20 protein-coding genes are annotated in these 16,223 nt (G+C 71.8%); 1 reads left to right on the top strand and 19 read right to left on the bottom strand.

All coding sequences use genetic code 11. From position 1 onward, the window contains the following. Window positions 1-78: 78 nt before the first annotated feature. The 11 genes from lgt to hisI all read right to left on the bottom strand — a co-directional run bounded on the left by lgt (window position 79) and on the right by hisI (window position 9,483). On the bottom strand, window positions 79-1,155 hold the full coding sequence (gene lgt / locus AOK15_RS02300) for a prolipoprotein diacylglyceryl transferase (RefSeq protein WP_055512161.1): 1,077 nt from the start codon (window positions 1,153-1,155) through the stop codon (window positions 79-81). A 126-nt stretch (window positions 1,156-1,281) separates the two neighbouring features. Further along, window positions 1,282-2,058, bottom strand: coding sequence for a DsbA family protein (locus AOK15_RS02295; protein WP_055512159.1), 777 nt, complete (start codon window positions 2,056-2,058; stop codon window positions 1,282-1,284). A gap of 152 nt (window positions 2,059-2,210) precedes the next feature. Beyond that, window positions 2,211-3,029: a tryptophan synthase subunit alpha gene (gene trpA / locus AOK15_RS02290; protein WP_055512157.1), complete on the bottom strand. Its 819-nt coding sequence runs from the start codon at window positions 3,027-3,029 to the stop codon at window positions 2,211-2,213. Beyond that, window positions 3,026-4,315 (bottom strand): tryptophan synthase subunit beta, encoded by a 1,290-nt coding sequence (trpB, locus tag AOK15_RS02285; protein ID WP_055512155.1) that lies wholly within the window; start codon window positions 4,313-4,315, stop codon window positions 3,026-3,028. The genes trpA and trpB overlap by 4 nt, the downstream gene beginning before the upstream one ends. 189 nt (window positions 4,316-4,504) lie before the next feature. Then, window positions 4,505-4,846, bottom strand: coding sequence for a tryptophan biosynthesis modulator TrpM (gene trpM / locus AOK15_RS46420; protein ID WP_240508270.1), 342 nt, complete (start codon window positions 4,844-4,846; stop codon window positions 4,505-4,507). Between the two features lie 9 nt (window positions 4,847-4,855). After that, window positions 4,856-5,665 (bottom strand): indole-3-glycerol phosphate synthase TrpC, encoded by an 810-nt coding sequence (gene trpC, locus AOK15_RS02275; protein ID WP_055512152.1) that lies wholly within the window; start codon window positions 5,663-5,665, stop codon window positions 4,856-4,858. Between the two features lie 175 nt (window positions 5,666-5,840). After that, window positions 5,841-6,311, bottom strand: coding sequence for a DUF2752 domain-containing protein (locus AOK15_RS02270; RefSeq protein WP_079058254.1), 471 nt, complete (start codon window positions 6,309-6,311; stop codon window positions 5,841-5,843). Window positions 6,312-6,389: 78 nt separating this feature from the next. Then, window positions 6,390-6,665, bottom strand: coding sequence for an HGxxPAAW family protein (locus AOK15_RS02265; protein ID WP_055512151.1), 276 nt, complete (start codon window positions 6,663-6,665; stop codon window positions 6,390-6,392). A 166-nt stretch (window positions 6,666-6,831) separates the two neighbouring features. Then, the gene (locus AOK15_RS02260) at window positions 6,832-7,476 is read right to left on the bottom strand and encodes a TIGR02234 family membrane protein (RefSeq protein ID WP_055512148.1); all 645 of its coding nucleotides are present in this window, start codon (window positions 7,474-7,476) and stop codon (window positions 6,832-6,834) included. A 52-nt stretch (window positions 7,477-7,528) separates the two neighbouring features. Further along, window positions 7,529-9,007, bottom strand: a complete 1,479-nt coding sequence (locus tag AOK15_RS02255; RefSeq protein WP_055512146.1) for an anthranilate synthase component I — start codon at window positions 9,005-9,007, stop codon at window positions 7,529-7,531. A gap of 11 nt (window positions 9,008-9,018) precedes the next feature. Further along, window positions 9,019-9,483: a phosphoribosyl-AMP cyclohydrolase gene (gene hisI, locus AOK15_RS02250; protein ID WP_055512165.1), complete on the bottom strand. Its 465-nt coding sequence runs from the start codon at window positions 9,481-9,483 to the stop codon at window positions 9,019-9,021. A 144-nt stretch (window positions 9,484-9,627) separates the two neighbouring features. On the opposite strand from hisI, the gene AOK15_RS02245 reads away from it, so the two are divergent. After that, window positions 9,628-10,263 (top strand): TIGR03085 family metal-binding protein, encoded by a 636-nt coding sequence (locus AOK15_RS02245; RefSeq protein ID WP_055512144.1) that lies wholly within the window; start codon window positions 9,628-9,630, stop codon window positions 10,261-10,263. 85 nt (window positions 10,264-10,348) lie between these two features. Here the strand turns inward: AOK15_RS02245 and hisF are convergent, their stop codons facing one another. Genes hisF through hisD form a run of 8 tightly spaced genes read right to left on the bottom strand, consistent with a single transcriptional unit; the run spans window position 10,349 to window position 16,133 of the window. Further along, a complete protein-coding gene (gene hisF / locus AOK15_RS02240) occupies window positions 10,349-11,104 on the bottom strand; it encodes an imidazole glycerol phosphate synthase subunit HisF (RefSeq protein WP_055512140.1) in 756 nt (251 codons plus the stop codon). Between the two features lie 15 nt (window positions 11,105-11,119). Continuing rightward, the gene (locus tag AOK15_RS02235) at window positions 11,120-11,524 is read right to left on the bottom strand and encodes a RidA family protein (RefSeq protein WP_055512126.1); all 405 of its coding nucleotides are present in this window, start codon (window positions 11,522-11,524) and stop codon (window positions 11,120-11,122) included. Beyond that, entirely contained in the window at window positions 11,521-12,246 is a 726-nt protein-coding gene (priA, locus tag AOK15_RS02230; RefSeq protein ID WP_055512123.1) for a bifunctional 1-(5-phosphoribosyl)-5-((5-phosphoribosylamino)methylideneamino)imidazole-4-carboxamide isomerase/phosphoribosylanthranilate isomerase PriA, read from the bottom strand. Before priA ends, AOK15_RS02235 begins: the two co-directional genes overlap by 4 nt. A gap of 3 nt (window positions 12,247-12,249) precedes the next feature. Further along, entirely contained in the window at window positions 12,250-12,927 is a 678-nt protein-coding gene (hisH, locus tag AOK15_RS02225) for an imidazole glycerol phosphate synthase subunit HisH (protein ID WP_055512122.1), read from the bottom strand. Beyond that, window positions 12,924-13,088, bottom strand: coding sequence for a hypothetical protein (locus AOK15_RS45520; protein ID WP_055512120.1), 165 nt, complete (start codon window positions 13,086-13,088; stop codon window positions 12,924-12,926). The genes hisH and AOK15_RS45520 overlap by 4 nt, the downstream gene beginning before the upstream one ends. Beyond that, window positions 13,085-13,678, bottom strand: coding sequence for an imidazoleglycerol-phosphate dehydratase HisB (hisB, locus tag AOK15_RS02215; protein WP_055512118.1), 594 nt, complete (start codon window positions 13,676-13,678; stop codon window positions 13,085-13,087). Before hisB ends, AOK15_RS45520 begins: the two co-directional genes overlap by 4 nt. Continuing rightward, complete coding sequence (locus AOK15_RS02210; RefSeq protein ID WP_055512116.1) at window positions 13,675-14,814, bottom strand: histidinol-phosphate transaminase; 1,140 nt, start codon at window positions 14,812-14,814, stop codon at window positions 13,675-13,677. The genes hisB and AOK15_RS02210 overlap by 4 nt, the downstream gene beginning before the upstream one ends. Beyond that, window positions 14,811-16,133, bottom strand: coding sequence for a histidinol dehydrogenase (gene hisD, locus AOK15_RS02205; RefSeq protein WP_055512114.1), 1,323 nt, complete (start codon window positions 16,131-16,133; stop codon window positions 14,811-14,813). Before hisD ends, AOK15_RS02210 begins: the two co-directional genes overlap by 4 nt. Between the last annotated feature and the right edge of the window lie 90 nt (window positions 16,134-16,223).

Genomic DNA, 16,223 nt, shown 5'->3' with positions numbered 1-16,223 from the left:
CGCCCACCCGCCGGATCCGGCGGGTGGGCGGTGACGACGTCCGTCGCGAGACGGCGGGTCGCAGCGGGCGAGCGGGCCTCAGCTCTTCTCGGCGGCCTGCGGCGCGGCGTCCGATACCTTCGCGTCCTTCTCGGCCTTCGCGTCCTTCTCGGCCTTCGCGTCCGGCTTCTTCTCGGCCGTCCCGGAAGCCTTGTCCGAGGGCTCACCGGAGTCGGCCCCCTTGTCAGCGGTCTTCTCGGCGGTCTTCTCGGAGCTCTTGCCGGTCGTCTCGTCGGCGGCCTTCTCCGACTCCGTGTCCGCGTCCTTCTTCAGGGCGGTGGAATCGTCGTCGCCGTCACCGGCGCCCGGCTCGACGATCTCCTCGCGCCCCGGCCGCTTCCGGGCCGACAGCACGATGTAGATCACGGCGAGCACGAACACGAACAGCGCGGTCCAGTTGTTGAGCCGCAGGCCCAGGATGTGGTGCGCGTCGTCGACCCGCATGTACTCGATCCAGAACCGCCCCGCGCAGTACGCGGCGACGTACAGGGCGAACGCCCGCCCGTGCCCGAGCCGGAAGCGCCGGTCGGCCCAGATGACCAGCACCGCGACGCCGATGCACCACAGCGACTCGTACAGGAAGGTCGGGTGGTAGGTGCCCGGCATCCGGCCGTCCGTGGAGGACGTGATCTCCAGGGCCCAGGGCAGATCCGTCGGCCTGCCGTACAGCTCCTGGTTGAACCAGTTGCCCCAGCGTCCGATCGCCTGGGCGAGGGCGATGCCCGGCGCGACGGCGTCGGCGTACGCGGGCAGCGGGATGCCGCGGCGGCGGCAGCCGATCCACGCGCCGACGGCGCCGAGGGCGATCGCGCCCCAGATGCCGAGGCCGCCCTCCCACACCTTGAAGGCGTCCACCCAGTCACGGCCCTCGCTGAAGTACAGCTCGTAGTCCGTGATCACGTGGTAGAGCCGACCGCCGATCAGGCCGAAGGGAACGGCCCAGACCGCGATGTCGGCGATCGTGCCGGCGCGCCCGCCCCGGGCGACCCAGCGTTTGTTGCCGAGCCAGACGGCTACGAAGACACCGATGATGATGCAGAAGGCGTAGCCGCGCAGCGGGACGGGACCGAGGTACAGCACCCCGCGCGACGGGCTGGGAATGTAGGCAAGTTCCATGGCAGGGTCGACGCTACCCTGCCGGGCCCGGCCGACGGCGGGCGGCCCGGCAACGGGTCCATAACACCGCCCCGTGAACTCCCGGAAACCACAGGGGTTCCCGTGGCCCCGTGCGCCCCCGCGGTCTCATCCCTGGGCGTTCTTCTCCACCATCTGCTTCAGCTTGGCCGGGGTCATCGACCGGTCGGCGTAGATGTTGGTGCCGTTGAGGAAGACGCTCGGCGTGCCGCCGTAGCCGCCCTTCTGGAAGGCCTCGTTCGACTTGGCGACCCAGGCGTCGTGCGTGCCGTTCTCCACGCAGGTGCGGAAAGCGGCGGTGTCGAGGCCGTCGACCTTCTTCGCCAGGTCGATCAGCTTGCTGTTCCGCGAGAAGGCGTCGTCGGTCTCGGGCGGCTGGTTCTGGTAGAGCACGTCGTGGTACGCCGGGAACTTGCCGGCGTTCTGCGCGCACGCGGCGGCGTTGGCGGCCTTGCGGGAGCCGCTGCCGCCCATGTTCCCGTCGATCAGGGTGACGAGGCGGTACTCCACCTTCAGCTGACCGGCCTCGGTCAGCTCGTGGATCGTCGGGCGGTACGCGTCCTCGAAGGACTTGCAAGCCGGGCAGCGGAAGTCCTCCCAGACCGTGAGGGTGGACCTGGCGCCGGCGTCCCCGACGGGTAGCGCCAGGCTGTTCTCGCCGTTGGCCCCGGAGGGCACCACCACCGGGCCCGAGGCGTCTCCGCCGTCGTCCTTGCCCGCGTTCGCCGCGACGACGCCGATCACGGCGGCCAGCCCCAGGACACACACCACCGAGGCACCCACGATCAACGCCCGACGGCGCTTCTCGGCGGCCTTCTGCTTCTCGCGCTCCTCCGCCAGCCGCTCACGGGCGGTGCGCTTTCCCTCACGGTTCTTCTCGCTCACATCCCGCAGAACGAACCGGGGAGGCGCACCGCGCCTCCCCGATCCCACTTCCACCCCTTCGAGTGAGCGGATGATCCGTTACGTCCCGCCGGCCCCGTACGACAAACGGGTGAACGTCACGCACCCCTCGTCCGCCGGGGCGGACGCGCCTGTCACGCGCTCCGGCGCACGCCCTTGGCGAGGTCGCCGGCCAGTTCCCGTACGGCGTCCAGGCCGGCCGCCTCGTCCGGGGCGTCCAGCATCCGCTTCACGAACGCGGAGCCGACGATCACCCCGTCGGCGAACCCGGCGACCTCGGCGGCCTGCTCTGCGTTGGAGACGCCGAGGCCGACGCAGACCGGCAGGCCGGAGCCCGTGGCCCGGGTGCGTTCCACCAGGTCCTGCGCCTGGGCGCCGACCGACTCCCGGGTGCCCGTGACACCCATCAGCGAGGCGGCGTAGACGAAGCCGCTGCCCGCCGCGGTGATCTCGGCGAGGCGGGCGTCCTTGCTGCTGGGCGCGACCACGAAGACGGTGCCGAGACCGTGCTTCTCGGCGTGCTCCCTCCACAGCGCGGACTCCTGGACGGGCAGGTCGGGCAGGATGCAGCCCGCGCCGCCGGCCTCCGCCAGCTCGGCGGTGAAGCGCTCGACGCCGTAGCGGTCGATGGGGTTCCAGTACGTCATGACGAGGACGGGCTTGCCGGTGGCCTCGAAGGCCTCCCGCACCGTGCGCATCACGTCCGCGATCTTGACGCCGCCGCGCAGGGCGATGTCGTCGGCGGTCTGGATGACGGGACCGTCGAGGACCGGGTCGCTGTGCGGCAGACCGACCTCGACGACATCGGCGCCGCCCTCGAAGACGGCCTTGATGGCGGCGATACCGCCGTCGACGGTCGGGAACCCGGCCGGCAGATAGGCGATGAGCGCGGACCGACCCTCCGCCTTGGCGGCGGCGAGGGTGTCACTCAACAGCTGGATGTTCCCGCTCACTTGGCGTCCCCCTCGATCTCGGCGGTGTCGGCGGCGTTGGCGGCGACCTCGGCGTCGGTCCCCTCGTCGTAGAGACCGAAGTAGCGGGCCGCGGTGTCCATGTCCTTGTCGCCGCGCCCGGACAGGTTGACCACGATCAGCCCGTCCTTGCCCAGCTCCCTGCCGACCTCCAGGGCACCGGCGAGCGCGTGGGCGCTCTCGATCGCCGGGATGATGCCCTCGGTGCGCGACAGCAGACGCAGTGCCTGCATGGCCGCGTCGTCGGTGACCGCGCGGTACTCGCCGCGCCCGCTGTCCTTGAGGTAGGCGTGCTCGGGACCGATGCCCGGGTAGTCCAGACCGGCCGAGATCGAGTACGGCTCGGTGATCTGCCCCTCCTCGTCCTGGAGGACGTACGACCGCGAGCCGTGCAGGATGCCCGGCTCACCGGCGGTCAGGGTCGCCGCGTGCTCGCCGGTCTCGACGCCGTGGCCCGCGGGCTCGCAGCCGATGAGCCGTACGGAGGCGTCCGGGATGAAGGCGTGGAAGAGGCCGATGGCGTTGGAGCCGCCGCCCACACAGGCCACGGCCGCGTCGGGCAGCCGCCCTGCGCTCTCCAGGAGCTGCCGCCGGGCCTCGACCCCGATGACCCGGTGGAAGTCGCGGACCATGGCGGGGAAGGGGTGGGGGCCGGCGACCGTGCCGAACAGGTAGTGGGTGCGGTCGACGTTGGCCACCCAGTCGCGGAACGCCTCGTTGATGGCGTCCTTCAGGGTCCGGGAGCCGGACTTCACGGCGACGACCTCGGCGCCCAGCATGCGCATACGGGCCACGTTGAGGGCCTGGCGCTGGGTGTCGATCTCGCCCATGTAGATGGTGCAGTCGAGGCCGAAGAGGGCGCATGCGGTGGCGGTGGCGACGCCGTGCTGGCCCGCGCCGGTCTCGGCGATGACCCGGGTCTTGCCCATGCGCTGGGTGAGCAGGGCCTGCCCCAGCACATTGTTGATCTTGTGGGATCCGGTGTGGTTGAGGTCCTCGCGCTTGAGGAACACCCGGGCACCACCGGCGTGCTCGGCGAACCGGGGCACCTCGGTCAGCGCGCTCGGCCGGCCGGTGTAGTGAACGAGCAGGTCGTCGAGCTCGCGCGCGAACTCGGGGTCGGCCTTCGCCTTGTCGTACTCGACGGCGACCTCGTCCACGGCGGCGACCAGCGCCTCCGGGATGAACTTGCCGCCGTACGCGCCGAAGTACCCCTCGGCGCTGGGGACCTGACCCTCGGGGTCGGGAATGAAGAACTCGCTGGACATGCGCTTACCTCACAGGGGCAACGGCCCCGATGTCGAACGGACGATGAGAGGCCCATACAGGGACGTCACCGGGGACGAACGGCGCGGGGCGGTCGCGGGCGGCCGCTCGTGCGGCGCCGCGGAACCGGCCGGAGCCGTACGCGTCCTCCGGTGGACAGGCGTCACCCGGTGTGCGGAGCGGAGATCGGCTCAGCGCACCGCGGGTGACACGGGCCGGGGCCATCGCATGCCGTTCACCTGGCCCGGCTCGTCACCGATGACATAGCGGACCCGGCGCCCGTGGACCCGGCGCGCCGGCGCCCGGCAGCCACGGGGACGGCACCCGCGCGCGAGGCGGGCGTAGCGGTCCCTGGTGGTCATGGTGAGCGAGAACATCGGGGCACAGCCTACCGGCCCGATCTCACCCGTGTGAGGGACACCGGGCTCGGTCGTACCGGCCATGGGCGAGGCCGTCGTGGCCGCCCGTACGCACACCGCGGCCCCGGCCGGGACGTGCCCGGAGCGGTCGGCGGCGGTGGTGCGGTCGGTCATGGCGCTCGGTCAGCTCCGGCCGTGGCGCAGCGCCGGGTGCTCGCCTGCGGCGACGAGGTCGGCGACGGCGGTCTTCGGGTCCTTGCCGGTGACGAGCGACTCGCCCACGAGGACCGCGTCCGCGCCGGCGTTGGCGTAGGCGATGAGGTCGTGGGGGCCGCGGACGCCGGACTCGGCGACCTTGACGATGCGGTCGGGGATCTCGGGGGCGACGCGCTCGAAGGTGGAGCGGTCCACTTCGAGGGTCTTGAGGTTGCGCGCGTTGACGCCGATCACCCGGGCGCCCGCGTCGACCGCCCGGTCGACCTCGTCCTCGTCGTGCACCTCGACGAGCGGGGTGAGCCCGATGGACTCGGCGCGCTCGATCAGGGACTCCAGGGCGGGCTGGTCGAGGGCGGCGACGATCAGCAGGGCCAGATCGGCGCCGTACGCGCGGGCCTCCCACAGCTGGTAGGAGGTGACGATGAAGTCCTTGCGCAGCACGGGGATGTCCACGCGGGCCCGCACGGCCTCCAGGTCGGCGAGCGAGCCGCCGAAGCGGCGCTGTTCGGTGAGGACAGAGATGACCGCGGCGCCGCCCGCCTCGTAGTCGGCGGCGAGGCCGGCCGGGTCGGCGATCGCGGCGAGCGCGCCCTTGGAAGGGCTGGAGCGCTTGACCTCGCAGATGACCTTGACGCCGTCGCCGCGCAGGGCGGCCGCGCCGTCCTTGGCCGCAGGAGCCTTGGCCGCGCGCTCCTTGAGCTCTTCGAGGCTGACGCGGGCCTGCCGCTCCGAAAGGTCGGCACGGACTCCGTCGATGATCTCGTCGAGCACACTCACGCGAGCGGCCCCCTTTCAGACGGTTGCGGTCGGTGACAACGTTCGACAGTCGATTTTCGGCTGACGAGCGCTTCACAGGGTCCTGGCGGTTCACTGCGATGGTAGCCGGACCGGGGCACAGCTCTCGCATCCGGTTGACGGCGGTCCCTCCCCCATCCTGGACTTCCCCGTTCGATCAAGGGTGAAGCCATGCGCCGAACGGGAGGTTCCGGAGGACCGTGAAGACCAGCACCGACGCGCCGAGCGCCCACAGGGCCGCGGGCCGGAGTTCGAGTCGTAGCGTCCGTCCGAGGGCCGCCCGGACCACCCATACGGTCCACAGCGCCGCCAGGGCCAGGAAAGCGGCCACCGCCAGCGCGTTGTCCTGGAGGGCGGTGGCGAGGTCGCCGTGGGCGAAGGCGTGGGCGCTACGCAGCCCGCCGCAGCCGGGGCAGTACAGGCCGGTGTACCGCCAGAGCGGGCAGACGGGGTAGTGGCCGGGTTCGTTCGGGTCCACGGCCGCGACATACGCGAAGGCCCCGCCGACGGCCGCGAGGGCGGCGGCGGGGATCCAGAGCCGTCGCAGCGCGCCGCCCCGGGCCGGGGCGGCTTGAACGGCGTGCGGGGGCGGCGCGACTGGCTGGGGCTCGGCGTTCACACACCGCATTGTGCCCGGCGGACGCCGCAGGCGCGCGTGAGGGCGGCCGGGCGCCCCGGGGCGGACCTGACCGCCCCGTGCGGAGCGTCAGCCCTTGGCGGGGACGGGCTCGCCGCTGATGGCCTTGGCCTCCGCCTTCGCGGCGCCGGACCAGTCGTCGCCGTGCGTCGACTTCGCCTGGCCGAGGCCCATCGACTTCATGATCATGCCCACGACGCCGCCGAGCAGGATGATGACCATGCCCGCCCAGAATCCCAGCGGTTCGGCCATCACCATGTAGGCGCCCGAGACGCAGAAACCGATGAAGGCGATGGTGACGCCGGTCCAGGCGGCCGGGGTGTGGCCGTGGCTGCTGCCCGCCATGACGTTGCTCCTCGTTGCTCAGTTGCGCAGTTGCTCGGTGCGAGTGACTGCTCGTGCGTGTCGCTCGATGCGTGGCGCTCGATGCCTGTGGTGAGCCGGACGCTCGGCGTCCATTCTCCCGTACGGCCACGAGTGCCTTGAGTGGGGGTCCGCCCCCCGGGTCCGACTAGATCGGGTCCGGTCCCGTGGGGTCCTCGCCCCGGTCCAGGGCCTTCCACATGTCCTCGGGGCGGTCGGGGTCCACCGGCTTGGCCTTGCGCTGCCGGGGGGTGCCGTCGCGCTCGTAGCGGCCGGACATCCCGGGCCACAGCCGTCCGTACCGCAGGGCGAGCAGCCCGGCGAGCAGGATCAGGGCGCCGCCGACCGCCGCGACGTACGGCCAGCCGGTGTGGCTGAGCGCGTCGACGGTGGCGGAGGTGTCGCCGGAGGCCTCGGCGGCCTTGTCGTCGAGGGCCGAGCTGTCGTAGGCGCCGAACAGGGCGGCCGCGACGGTGCCCGCGCCGGAGAGGGCGAGCAGCACGGCGACCAGGACGCGTCCGGAGCGGCGGACGGCGAAGACTGCGACGAGCGCGGCGAGGCCCACGACGGCGAGGGCCGCGGGCACGCCGGTGACGTCGCTGCCCTTGGCGGTCAGCGGGAAGGCGCCGCCGGCCACCGACGCCGTGCCCTCCGACCAGCGCTGGCGGGTGGCGAGCAGCGCGACGGCGGCGCCGAGCGCGCCGCTCAGCAACGCCAGGGCGAGGCTGCGCCGGCCGGAACGGACGAACGCGGGCTCGGAACGGGGGTGAGGTACTGCGGTCACGTACTCCACTATCGCCTGAACCCCGGGTGGGTTGTCACCCGGGGTTCACGTGAGAAGCGCCCTATTGTCCGAGCCGGTTCGCCGTGTGCACGGCGCGCAGCACGGCCGCCGCCTTGTTGCGGCACTCGGTGTCCTCGGCGACGGGGTCGGAGTCGGCGACGATGCCGGCGCCGGCCTGGACGTACGCCGTGCCGTCGCGCAGCAGGGCGGTGCGGATGGCGATGGCGGTGTCCGAGTCGCCCGCGAAGTCGAGATAGCCGACGCAGCCGCCGTACAGGCCGCGGCGGGAGGGCTCCAGCTCGTCGATGATCTGCATCGCGCGCGGCTTGGGGGCACCGGAGAGGGTGCCCGCGGGGAAGCAGGCGGTGAGCACGTCGAACGCGGTGCGGCCGGCGGCGACACGGCCGGTGACGGTGGACACGATGTGCATGACGTGGGAGTACCGCTCGATCGACATGAAGTCGACGACCTCGACCGATCCCGGTTCGCACACCCGGCCCAGGTCGTTGCGCCCCAGGTCCACGAGCATCAGGTGCTCGGCGCGCTCCTTGGGGTCGGCGAGCAGTTCGTCGGCGAGGGCCTGGTCCTCCTGCGGGGTGGCGCCCCGGTGCCGGGTGCCGGCGATGGGGTGGACCATGGCCTGTCCGTCCTCGACCTTGACGAGGGCCTCGGGCGAGGAGCCGACGACGTCGAAGCCGTCGAACCGGAACAGGTACATGTACGGGGAGGGGTTGGTGGCCCTGAGGACGCGGTAGACGTCGAGGGCGCTCGCCGTGCACGGGGTCTCGAAGCGCTGGGAGGGGACGACCTGGAAGGCCTCGCCCGCGCGGATGCGCTCCTTGACGTCCTCGACGGCCGCCTGGAAGTCGGGGCCGCCCCAGCGAGCGGTGTACTCGGGCAGCTCGGAGGGCGGGAGGACCGCCGGGGGCTGGGCGACGGGCCTGGTGAGGTCGGCCTGCATGGCGTCGAGGCGGGCGACGGCGTCGGCGTAGGCCTCGTCGACGCCCGTGTCCAGGTCGTTGTGGTTGATCGCGTTGGCGATGAGCAGGACCGAGCCCTCCCAGTGGTCCATGACCGCCAGGTCGCTCGTCAGCAGCATGGTCAGCTCGGGCAGCCGCAGGTCGTCCTGCTCGCCGGGGCCGATCTTCTCCAGGCGGCGCACGATGTCGTAGCCGAGGTAGCCGACCATGCCGCCGGTGAAGGGGGGCATGCCCTCCTGGTGCGGGGTGTGGAGCGCCTCGATGGTGGCGCGCAGGGCGGCGAGGGGGTCGCCGTCGGCCGGGACGCCGACCGGCGGGGTGCCGAGCCAGTGCGCCTGGCCGTCCCGCGCGGTGAGGGTGGCGTGGCTGCGGACGCCCACGAAGGAGTAGCGGGACCACGAGCGGCCGTTCTCCGCCGACTCGAGGAGGAAGGTGCCGGTGCGCTCGGCGGCGAGCTTGCGGTAGAGCGCGACCGGGGTGTCGCCGTCGGCGAGGAGCTTGCGGCTGACGGGGATGACACGGCGGTCGGAGGCCAGCTTGCGGAACGTCTCGAGGTCCATGGCGGCTGACCTTACTGATCCAGTGGCGGTACGCCGGAATCGGCGCCGCCCTCGACAGCCTTGAGGACGTCCTCGTCGAAGCAGGTGCGGGCGCCGGTGTGGCAGGCGGCGCCGACCTGGTCGACCTTGACGAGGACCGTGTCGGCGTCACAGTCCAGGGCGACCGACCTCACCCACTGGAAGTGGCCGGAGGTGTCGCCCTTCACCCAGTACTCGCGTCGACTGCGTGACCAGTAGGTGCAGCGTCCGGTGGTGAGGGTGCGGTGGAGCGCCTCGTCGTCCATCCAGCCGAGCATGAGCACCTCGCCGGTGTCGTACTGCTGGGCGATGGCGGGCAGGAGCCCGTCGGCGCTGCGCTTGAGGCGCGCGGCGATCTCGGGGTCCAGCGCGCTGGGAGCGCCGGGGCCGCTCGGTGCTCCGGGACCGCTGGGGGCTCCGGGACCGCTGGGGCTGCTGGGGGACGGCGTGCTGGTCATGCGTGCCATTGTGCCGCGCCGCGGCGAACGGCCCCGCCCGTTGTCCACAGGCCGGACCGTATCGTCGTACGAACAACCGGCCCGGCCGCGCGTCGGCGGGGGCCTGCCCTGGGCTGCCGGGGGCGGCGGTCGTAGGCTGGCGGCATGTCGACCCATGCCAAGCGTGAACGGCTCCTCTTCGCCGACCTGTTGGAGACTTCGGGCCCCGATGCCCCCACCCTGTGCGAGGGCTGGACGACCCGGGATCTGGCCGCGCATGTGGTGGTGCGCGAGCGTCGCCCCGACGCCGCCGGGGGCATCCTCATCAAGCAGCTCGCCTCCCGCCTGGACCGGGTGATGGCGGAGTTCGCCGCGAAGCCGTACGAGGAGCTGATCCAGCTCGTCCGTACCGGCCCGCCGCGTTTCTCGCCCTTCTCCCTCAAGCAGATCGACGAGGCGTCCAACACGATCGAGTTCTACGTCCACACCGAGGACATCCGCCGCGCCCGGCCCGACTGGTCGCCGCGTGAACTCGACCATGTCTTCCAGGACGCCCTGTGGTCCCGGCTGGAGCGCACCTCCCGCCTCATGGGCCGGGGTTCCCCCACCGGTCTGGTCCTGCGCCGCCCGGACGGCCGTACGGCGGTGGCCCACCGGGGGACCCCGGTCGTCACGGTCACCGGCGAGCCGTCGGAGCTGCTGCTGTTCCTCTACGGCCGCCAGCAGGTCGCCGACGTGGAACTGGACGGCGAGAAGGAAGCGATCGCCAAACTCCACGAGACCAAGCAGCTGGGCATCTGACCGGGCTCCGTCCCGGCTGCCGTGCCCACGGCTGAGCCCCGGCCACCCAGTGACCGGGGCTCAGCCCGTCATGACCGCGGCGGGGTCACCGCACCGGGTGGCCCGCTTCCCTGAGCGCGTTCTTGACCTCGCCGATGCGGAGGTCGCCGAAGTGGAAGACCGAGGCGGCGAGGACGGCGTCGGCGCCCGCCTCGATGGCCGGGGGGAAGTCCGTGAGCCTGCCCGCGCCGCCGGAGGCGATGACGGGGACCGTGACGTGCTTGCGGACGGCGGTGATCATCTCCAGGTCGTAGCCGTCCTTCGTGCCGTCCGCGTCCATCGAGTTGAGCAGGATCTCCCCGGCGCCCAGCTCGGCGGCCCGGTGGGCCCACTCGACGGCGTCGATGCCCGTGCCCTTGCGGCCGCCGTGGGTGGTGACCTCGAAGGAGCCGGACTCCGTGCGCCGGGCGTCCACGGACAGGACCAGGACCTGGCGGCCGAAGCGCTCGGCGATCTCGCGGATCAGGTCGGGGCGGGCGATCGCCGCGGTGTTCACGCCGACCTTGTCCGCGCCCGCCCGCAGCAGCTTGTCGACGTCCTCGGCGGTGCGGACGCCGCCGCCGACGGTCAGCGGGATGAAGACCTGCTCGGCGGTGCGGCGCACCACGTCGTAGGTGGTCTCGCGGTTGCCGGAGGACGCGGTGATGTCGAGGAACGTCAGCTCGTCGGCGCCCTCGGCGTCGTACACCTTGGCCATTTCGACCGGGTCGCCCGCGTCACGCAGGTTCTGGAAGTTGACTCCCTTGACGACCCGGCCGTTGTCCACGTCCAGGCAGGGGATGACTCGGACCGCCAGGGTCATGAATCCACGGCTCCTTCAGGAAGGCCTCTGGCCCTTGAATGCTTCGACTTCTACTTCGACGAGGATGCGCGGGTCGAAGAAACCGTCCACGACCAGCAGGGTCGCGGCGGGACGCACGGGCTCGAACAGTTCCCGGTGGGCCCGCCCGACCGCGTCGACGTCCCGCAGGTGCGCCAGGTACATCCTCGTCCGGATCACGGACTCGGCGCCGAGCCCGAACTCACCGAGCGCCTCGACCGCGCTGGTGAAGGCCACCTTTGCCTGTTCGTACGGGTCGCCCTCCCCGTACAGCACGTCGCCCTTGAAGGACGTGGTGCCCGCCACCAGCACGCGGTCGCCCGCCGCGACGGCTCGCGCGGAGCCGAAGGACTCCTCCCAGGGACTCCCGCTCTGCACTCGCCGCACGGCATCGGACGTCATGACGACACAGCCTCCAGGGCCTCTTCCAGGGTGAACGCCTTCGCGTACAGGGCCTTCCCGACGATGGAGCCCTCGACACCGAGGGGTACCAGCTCGGCGATCGCGCGGAGGTCGTCGAGGGACGACACGCCGCCGGACGCCACGACCGGGCGGTCGGTGACCGCGCAGACGTTGCGCAGCAGCTCCAGGTTGGGGCCCTGGAGAGTGCCGTCCTTGGCGATGTCGGTGACGACGTACCGGGCGCAGCCCTCCTTGTCGAGGCGCGCCAGCGTCTCGTAGAGGTCGCCGCCGTCGCGGGTCCAGCCGCGGCCCTTGAGGGTCGTGCCGCGCACGTCCAGGCCGACCGCGATCCGGTCGCCGTGCTCGGCGATGACCTTGGCGACCCACTCGGGGCTCTCCAGGGCGGCGGTGCCGAGGTTGACGCGGGTGCAGCCGGTGGCGAGGGCCTTCTCCAGGGAGGCGTCGTCCCGGATGCCGCCGGACAGCTCGACCTTGATGTCCATGGCCCGGGTGACCTCGGCGACCAGCTCACGGTTGTCGCCGGTGCCGAACGCTGCGTCGAGGTCGACCAGGTGCAGCCACTCGGCGCCCGCCCGCTGCCAGGAGAGGGCGGCCTCCAGCGGGGAGCCGTAGGAGGTCTCCGTTCCGGACTCGCCGTGCACGAGGCGGACGGCCTGGCCGTCGCGGACGTCGACGGCGGGGAGGAGTTCGAGCTTTGCCATGGTCTACAGGGTTCCGATCCAGTTGGTCAGCAGCTGGGCTCCGGCGTCGCCGGACTTCTCGGGGTGGAACTGCGTGGCCCACAGGGCGCCGTTCTCGACGGCCGCCACGAAGGGCTTGCCGTGCGTCGACCAGGTGACCTTGGGCGCGGTGATGTGGGGGTTGTGCGTCTCCATGGACCAGTCGTGGACGGCGTAGGAGTGCACGAAGTAGAAGCGGGCGTCGGCGTCGAGGCCGGCGAACAGCTCCGAGCCGGCCGGGGCGTCGACGGTGTTCCAGCCCATGTGGGGCACGATCTCGGCCTGGAGCGGCTCGACCGCGCCGGGCCACTCGTCGAGGCCCTCGGTCTCCACACCGTGCTCGATGCCCCGCGCGAAGAGGATCTGCATGCCGACGCAGATGCCCATGACCGGGCGTCCGCCGGCGAGCCTGCGGTCGATGATCCAGTCGCCGCGCGCCTCCTTCAGCCCCTTCATGCAGGCGGCGAAGGCGCCGACGCCGGGCACCAGCAGCCCGTCCGCGTTCATCGCCTTGTCGAAGTCACGCGTTATCTCGACGTCGGCTCCCGCGCGCGCGAGGGCACGCTCGGCGGAGCGGACGTTGCCGAAGCCGTAGTCGAAGACGACGACGTGTTTGGCGGGAGTGGTCGTGGTGGTCGCCGGTCCCGTGTTCTCGGTGCTCAATTCCACACCTCCAGCCTCATGACGCCCGCGACGAGGCACATCGCGGCGGCGAGGGAGAGCAGCACGATGAGGCCCTTCGGCATCTTCTGCTTGACGAAGGAGATGATCCCGCCGACCAGGAACAGACCGACGACGATCAGGATGGTCGAGAGGCTGTTCACAGCGCGCCCTTCGTGGAGGGCAGGATCCCGGCCGCGCGCGGGTCGCGCTCGGAGGCGTAGCGCAGGGCGCGGGCCAGCGCCTTGAACTGGCACTCGACGATGTGGTGGGCGTTGCGCCCGTACGGCACGTGCACGTGCAGCGCGATCTGGGCCTGGGCGACGAAGGACTCCAGGATGTGCCGGGTCATCGTGGTGTCGTACTCGCCGATCATCGGCGCCATCTTCTCGGGCTCGGTGTGCACGAGGTAGGGGCGGCCGGAGAGGTCGACGGTGACCTGGGCGAGGGACTCGTCCAGCGGGACCGTGCAGTTGCCGAAGCGGTAGATGCCCACCTTGTCGCCGAGGGCCTGCTTGAAGGCGGCGCCCAGTGCGAGGGCGGTGTCCTCGATGGTGTGGTGGGAGTCGATGTGCAGGTCGCCGTCGGTCTTCACGGTCAGGTCGAACAGACCGTGTCGGCCGAGCTGGTCGAGCATGTGGTCGTAGAAGCCGACCCCGGTGGAGATCTCGGTGCGGCCGGTGCCGTCGAGGTTTATCTCCACGACGACCGACGTCTCCTTGGTGACTCGCTCCACGCGTCCAACGCGGTTCATGCGCTCTGCTCCTCCGGGGGTGTGGGGGTGTCCCCCACATGGCTCACTAGTTCACGTACCGCGTCGAGGAACGCGTCGTTCTCGGCCGGGGTTCCGGCGGTCACCCGCAGCCAACCCGGTACGCCGTTGTCCCGGACCAGGACGCCCCGGTCGAGGATCTTCCGCCACATCTTGTGCGCGTCGTCGAACGTCCCGAACTGCACGAAGTTGGCGTCGGACTCGGTGACGTCGTAGCCGAGGGCGCGCAGCTCGACGACCAGCCGGTCCCGCTCCGCCTTCAGCTGCTCGACATAGCCGAGGAGGGTGTCGGTGTGCTCCAGGGCGGCCAGGGCGGTCGCCTGGGTGACGGCGGAGAGGTGGTACGGCAGCCGTACGAGCTGGACCGCGTCCACGACCGCCGGGTGGGCGGCGAGGTAGCCGAGGCGCAGTCCGGCGGCGCCGAAGGCCTTGGACATGGTGCGCGAGACTACGAGATTCGGCCGTCCTTCGAGCAGCGGCAACAGGGAGTCGCCGTGGCTGAACTCGACGTAGGCCTCGTCGACCACGACCATGGACGGCTTCGCCGCCTGGGCGGCCTCGTACAGGGCGAGGACCGTCTCCCGGGGGACCGCGTTGCCCGTGGGGTTGTTGGGGGTGGTCACGAAGACGACGTCGGGCCGGTGCTCGGCGACGGCCCGCTCGGCCGCCGCGAGGTCGATCGTGAAGTCGTCGCCCCGGGGGCCGGAGATCCAGCCGGTGCCGGTGCCCCGCGCGATGAGTCCGTGCATCGAGTACGACGGCTCGAAGCCGATGGCCGTGCGGCCGGGGCCGCCGAAGGTCTGCAGCAGCTGCTGGATGACCTCGTTGGAGCCGTTGGCCGCCCAGACGTTCGTCACGTCCACGGCGAACCCGGAGGTCCGCGTCAGGTACTCGGCGAGCCGGGTCCGCAGCTCCACCGCGTCCCGGTCGGGGTAGCGGTTGAGGTTCCGTGCCGCCTCGCGCACCCGCTCCGCGATCCGCTCGACCAGCGGTTCGGGCAGGGGGTAGGGGTTCTCGTTGGTGTTCAGCCGTACCGGGACGTCGAGCTGGGGCGCGCCGTAGGGGCTCTTGCCGCGCAGTTCGTCCCGGACGGGGAGATCGTCGATTCCGAAGCTCACTGACCAGGTACCTTCCAGCCGAACCTTGCCTTGATCGCCGCGCCGTGCGCGGGCAGGTCCTCCGCCTCCGCCAGCGTGACCACGTGGTGCGCGACGTCGGCCAGCGCGTCCCGCGTGTAGTCGACGATGTGGATGCCGCGCAGGAAGGACTGGACGGACAGACCGGAGGAGTGACAGGCGCAGCCTCCGGTCGGGAGCACGTGGTTGGAGCCCGCCGCGTAGTCGCCGAGCGAGACCGGCGCCCAGGGGCCGATGAAGACGGCGCCCGCGTTGACGACGCGCTCGGCGACGGCGGTGGCGTCCGCGGTCTGGATCTCCAGGTGTTCGGCGCCGTAGGCGTTGACGACCCGCAGGCCCTCGTCGACGCCGTCGACCAGGACGATCGCGGACTGGCGGCCCGCGAGGGCGGGGCGGATCCGGTCCTCGATGTGCTTGGTGGCCTCGATCTGCGGGCCCAGTTCCTTCTCGACGGCGTCGGCGAGTGCGACGGAGTCGGTGACGAGCACGGCGGCGGCCAGCGGGTCGTGCTCGGCCTGGCTGATCAGGTCGGCGGCGACGTGCGCCGGGTCGGCGGTGTCGTCGGCGAGGACCGCGATCTCGGTGGGGCCGGCCTCGGAGTCGATGCCGATGACGCCGGTGAAGTAGCGCTTGGCGGCGGCCACCCAGATGTTGCCGGGCCCGGTGACCATGTTGGCCGGCGGGCAGGACTCGGTGCCGTACGCGAACATCGCGACGGCGGTGGCGCCGCCGGCCGCGTACACCTCGTCGACGCCGAGGAGGGCGCACGCGGCGAGGATCGTGGGGTGCGGCAGGCCGTCGAACTCGGCCTGCGCGGGCGAGGCCAGCGCGATCGAGGGGACGCCCGCCTCCTGCGCCGGGACCACGTTCATGATCACGGAGGAGGGGTAGACCGAGCGGCCGCCGGGGGCGTAGAGGCCGACGCGCTCGACCGGCACCCACTTCTCGGTGACGGTGCCGCCGGGCACGACCTCGGTGGTGTGCGTGGCGCGGCGCTGCTCGCGGTGGACGAGGCGGGCGCGGCGGATGGACTCCTCCAGCGCCGCGCGGACGGCCGGATCGAGCTGGTCCAGCGCGTCCGTGAGGGCCTCGGCCGGGACCCGCACGGAGGTGAGGCGTACGCCGTCGAACTTCTCGGCGAAGTCGATCAGCGCCGCGTCCCCGCGATGATGCACGGCCTCGCAGATCGGACGCACCTTCTCCAGGGCGGCCGAGACGTCGAAGTCGGCTCGGGGCAGCAGGTCGCGCAGGGCGGGTCCCTTCGGGAGGGCGTCGCCGCGCAGATCGATTCGGGAGATCACACGCCCAATTCTCTCAGACCTCGGTCGGCGGCTGTCCGCGCGTTCCAATGGCTGATACGCGTCGACGGCAGAACCCGGAAGATCCTCTTC

Origin of the sequence: Streptomyces ossamyceticus, from assembly GCF_001418475.1 — a bacterium.
In the GTDB taxonomy this organism is placed as follows: domain Bacteria; phylum Actinomycetota; class Actinomycetes; order Streptomycetales; family Streptomycetaceae; genus Streptomyces; species Streptomyces ossamyceticus.
Note: the sequence above shows the minus strand (reverse complement) of the source record. Positions and strands in the feature narration are given on the sequence as shown.

Excerpts from the sequence above, each read along its gene's own strand:
- lgt (WP_055512161.1), bottom strand. The coding sequence starts at position 1,155 with ATGGAACTTGCCTACATTCCCAGCCCGTCGCGCGGGGTGCTGTACCTC.
- trpB (WP_055512155.1), bottom strand. The coding sequence starts at position 4,315 with ATGTCCAGCGAGTTCTTCATTCCCGACCCCGAGGGTCAGGTCCCCAGC.
- trpM (WP_240508270.1), bottom strand. The coding sequence starts at position 4,846 with ATGACCGACCGCACCACCGCCGCCGACCGCTCCGGGCACGTCCCGGCC.
- AOK15_RS02270 (WP_079058254.1), bottom strand. The coding sequence starts at position 6,311 with ATGCGGTGTGTGAACGCCGAGCCCCAGCCAGTCGCGCCGCCCCCGCAC.
- AOK15_RS02265 (WP_055512151.1), bottom strand. The coding sequence starts at position 6,665 with ATGGCGGGCAGCAGCCACGGCCACACCCCGGCCGCCTGGACCGGCGTC.
- AOK15_RS02255 (WP_055512146.1), bottom strand. The coding sequence starts at position 9,007 with ATGGACCTCGAGACGTTCCGCAAGCTGGCCTCCGACCGCCGTGTCATC.
- hisI (WP_055512165.1), bottom strand. The coding sequence starts at position 9,483 with ATGACCAGCACGCCGTCCCCCAGCAGCCCCAGCGGTCCCGGAGCCCCC.
- AOK15_RS02245 (WP_055512144.1), top strand. The coding sequence starts at position 9,628 with ATGTCGACCCATGCCAAGCGTGAACGGCTCCTCTTCGCCGACCTGTTG.
- hisF (WP_055512140.1), bottom strand. The coding sequence starts at position 11,104 with ATGACCCTGGCGGTCCGAGTCATCCCCTGCCTGGACGTGGACAACGGC.
- AOK15_RS02235 (WP_055512126.1), bottom strand. The coding sequence starts at position 11,524 with ATGACGTCCGATGCCGTGCGGCGAGTGCAGAGCGGGAGTCCCTGGGAG.
- priA (WP_055512123.1), bottom strand. The coding sequence starts at position 12,246 with ATGGCAAAGCTCGAACTCCTCCCCGCCGTCGACGTCCGCGACGGCCAG.
- hisB (WP_055512118.1), bottom strand. The coding sequence starts at position 13,678 with ATGAACCGCGTTGGACGCGTGGAGCGAGTCACCAAGGAGACGTCGGTC.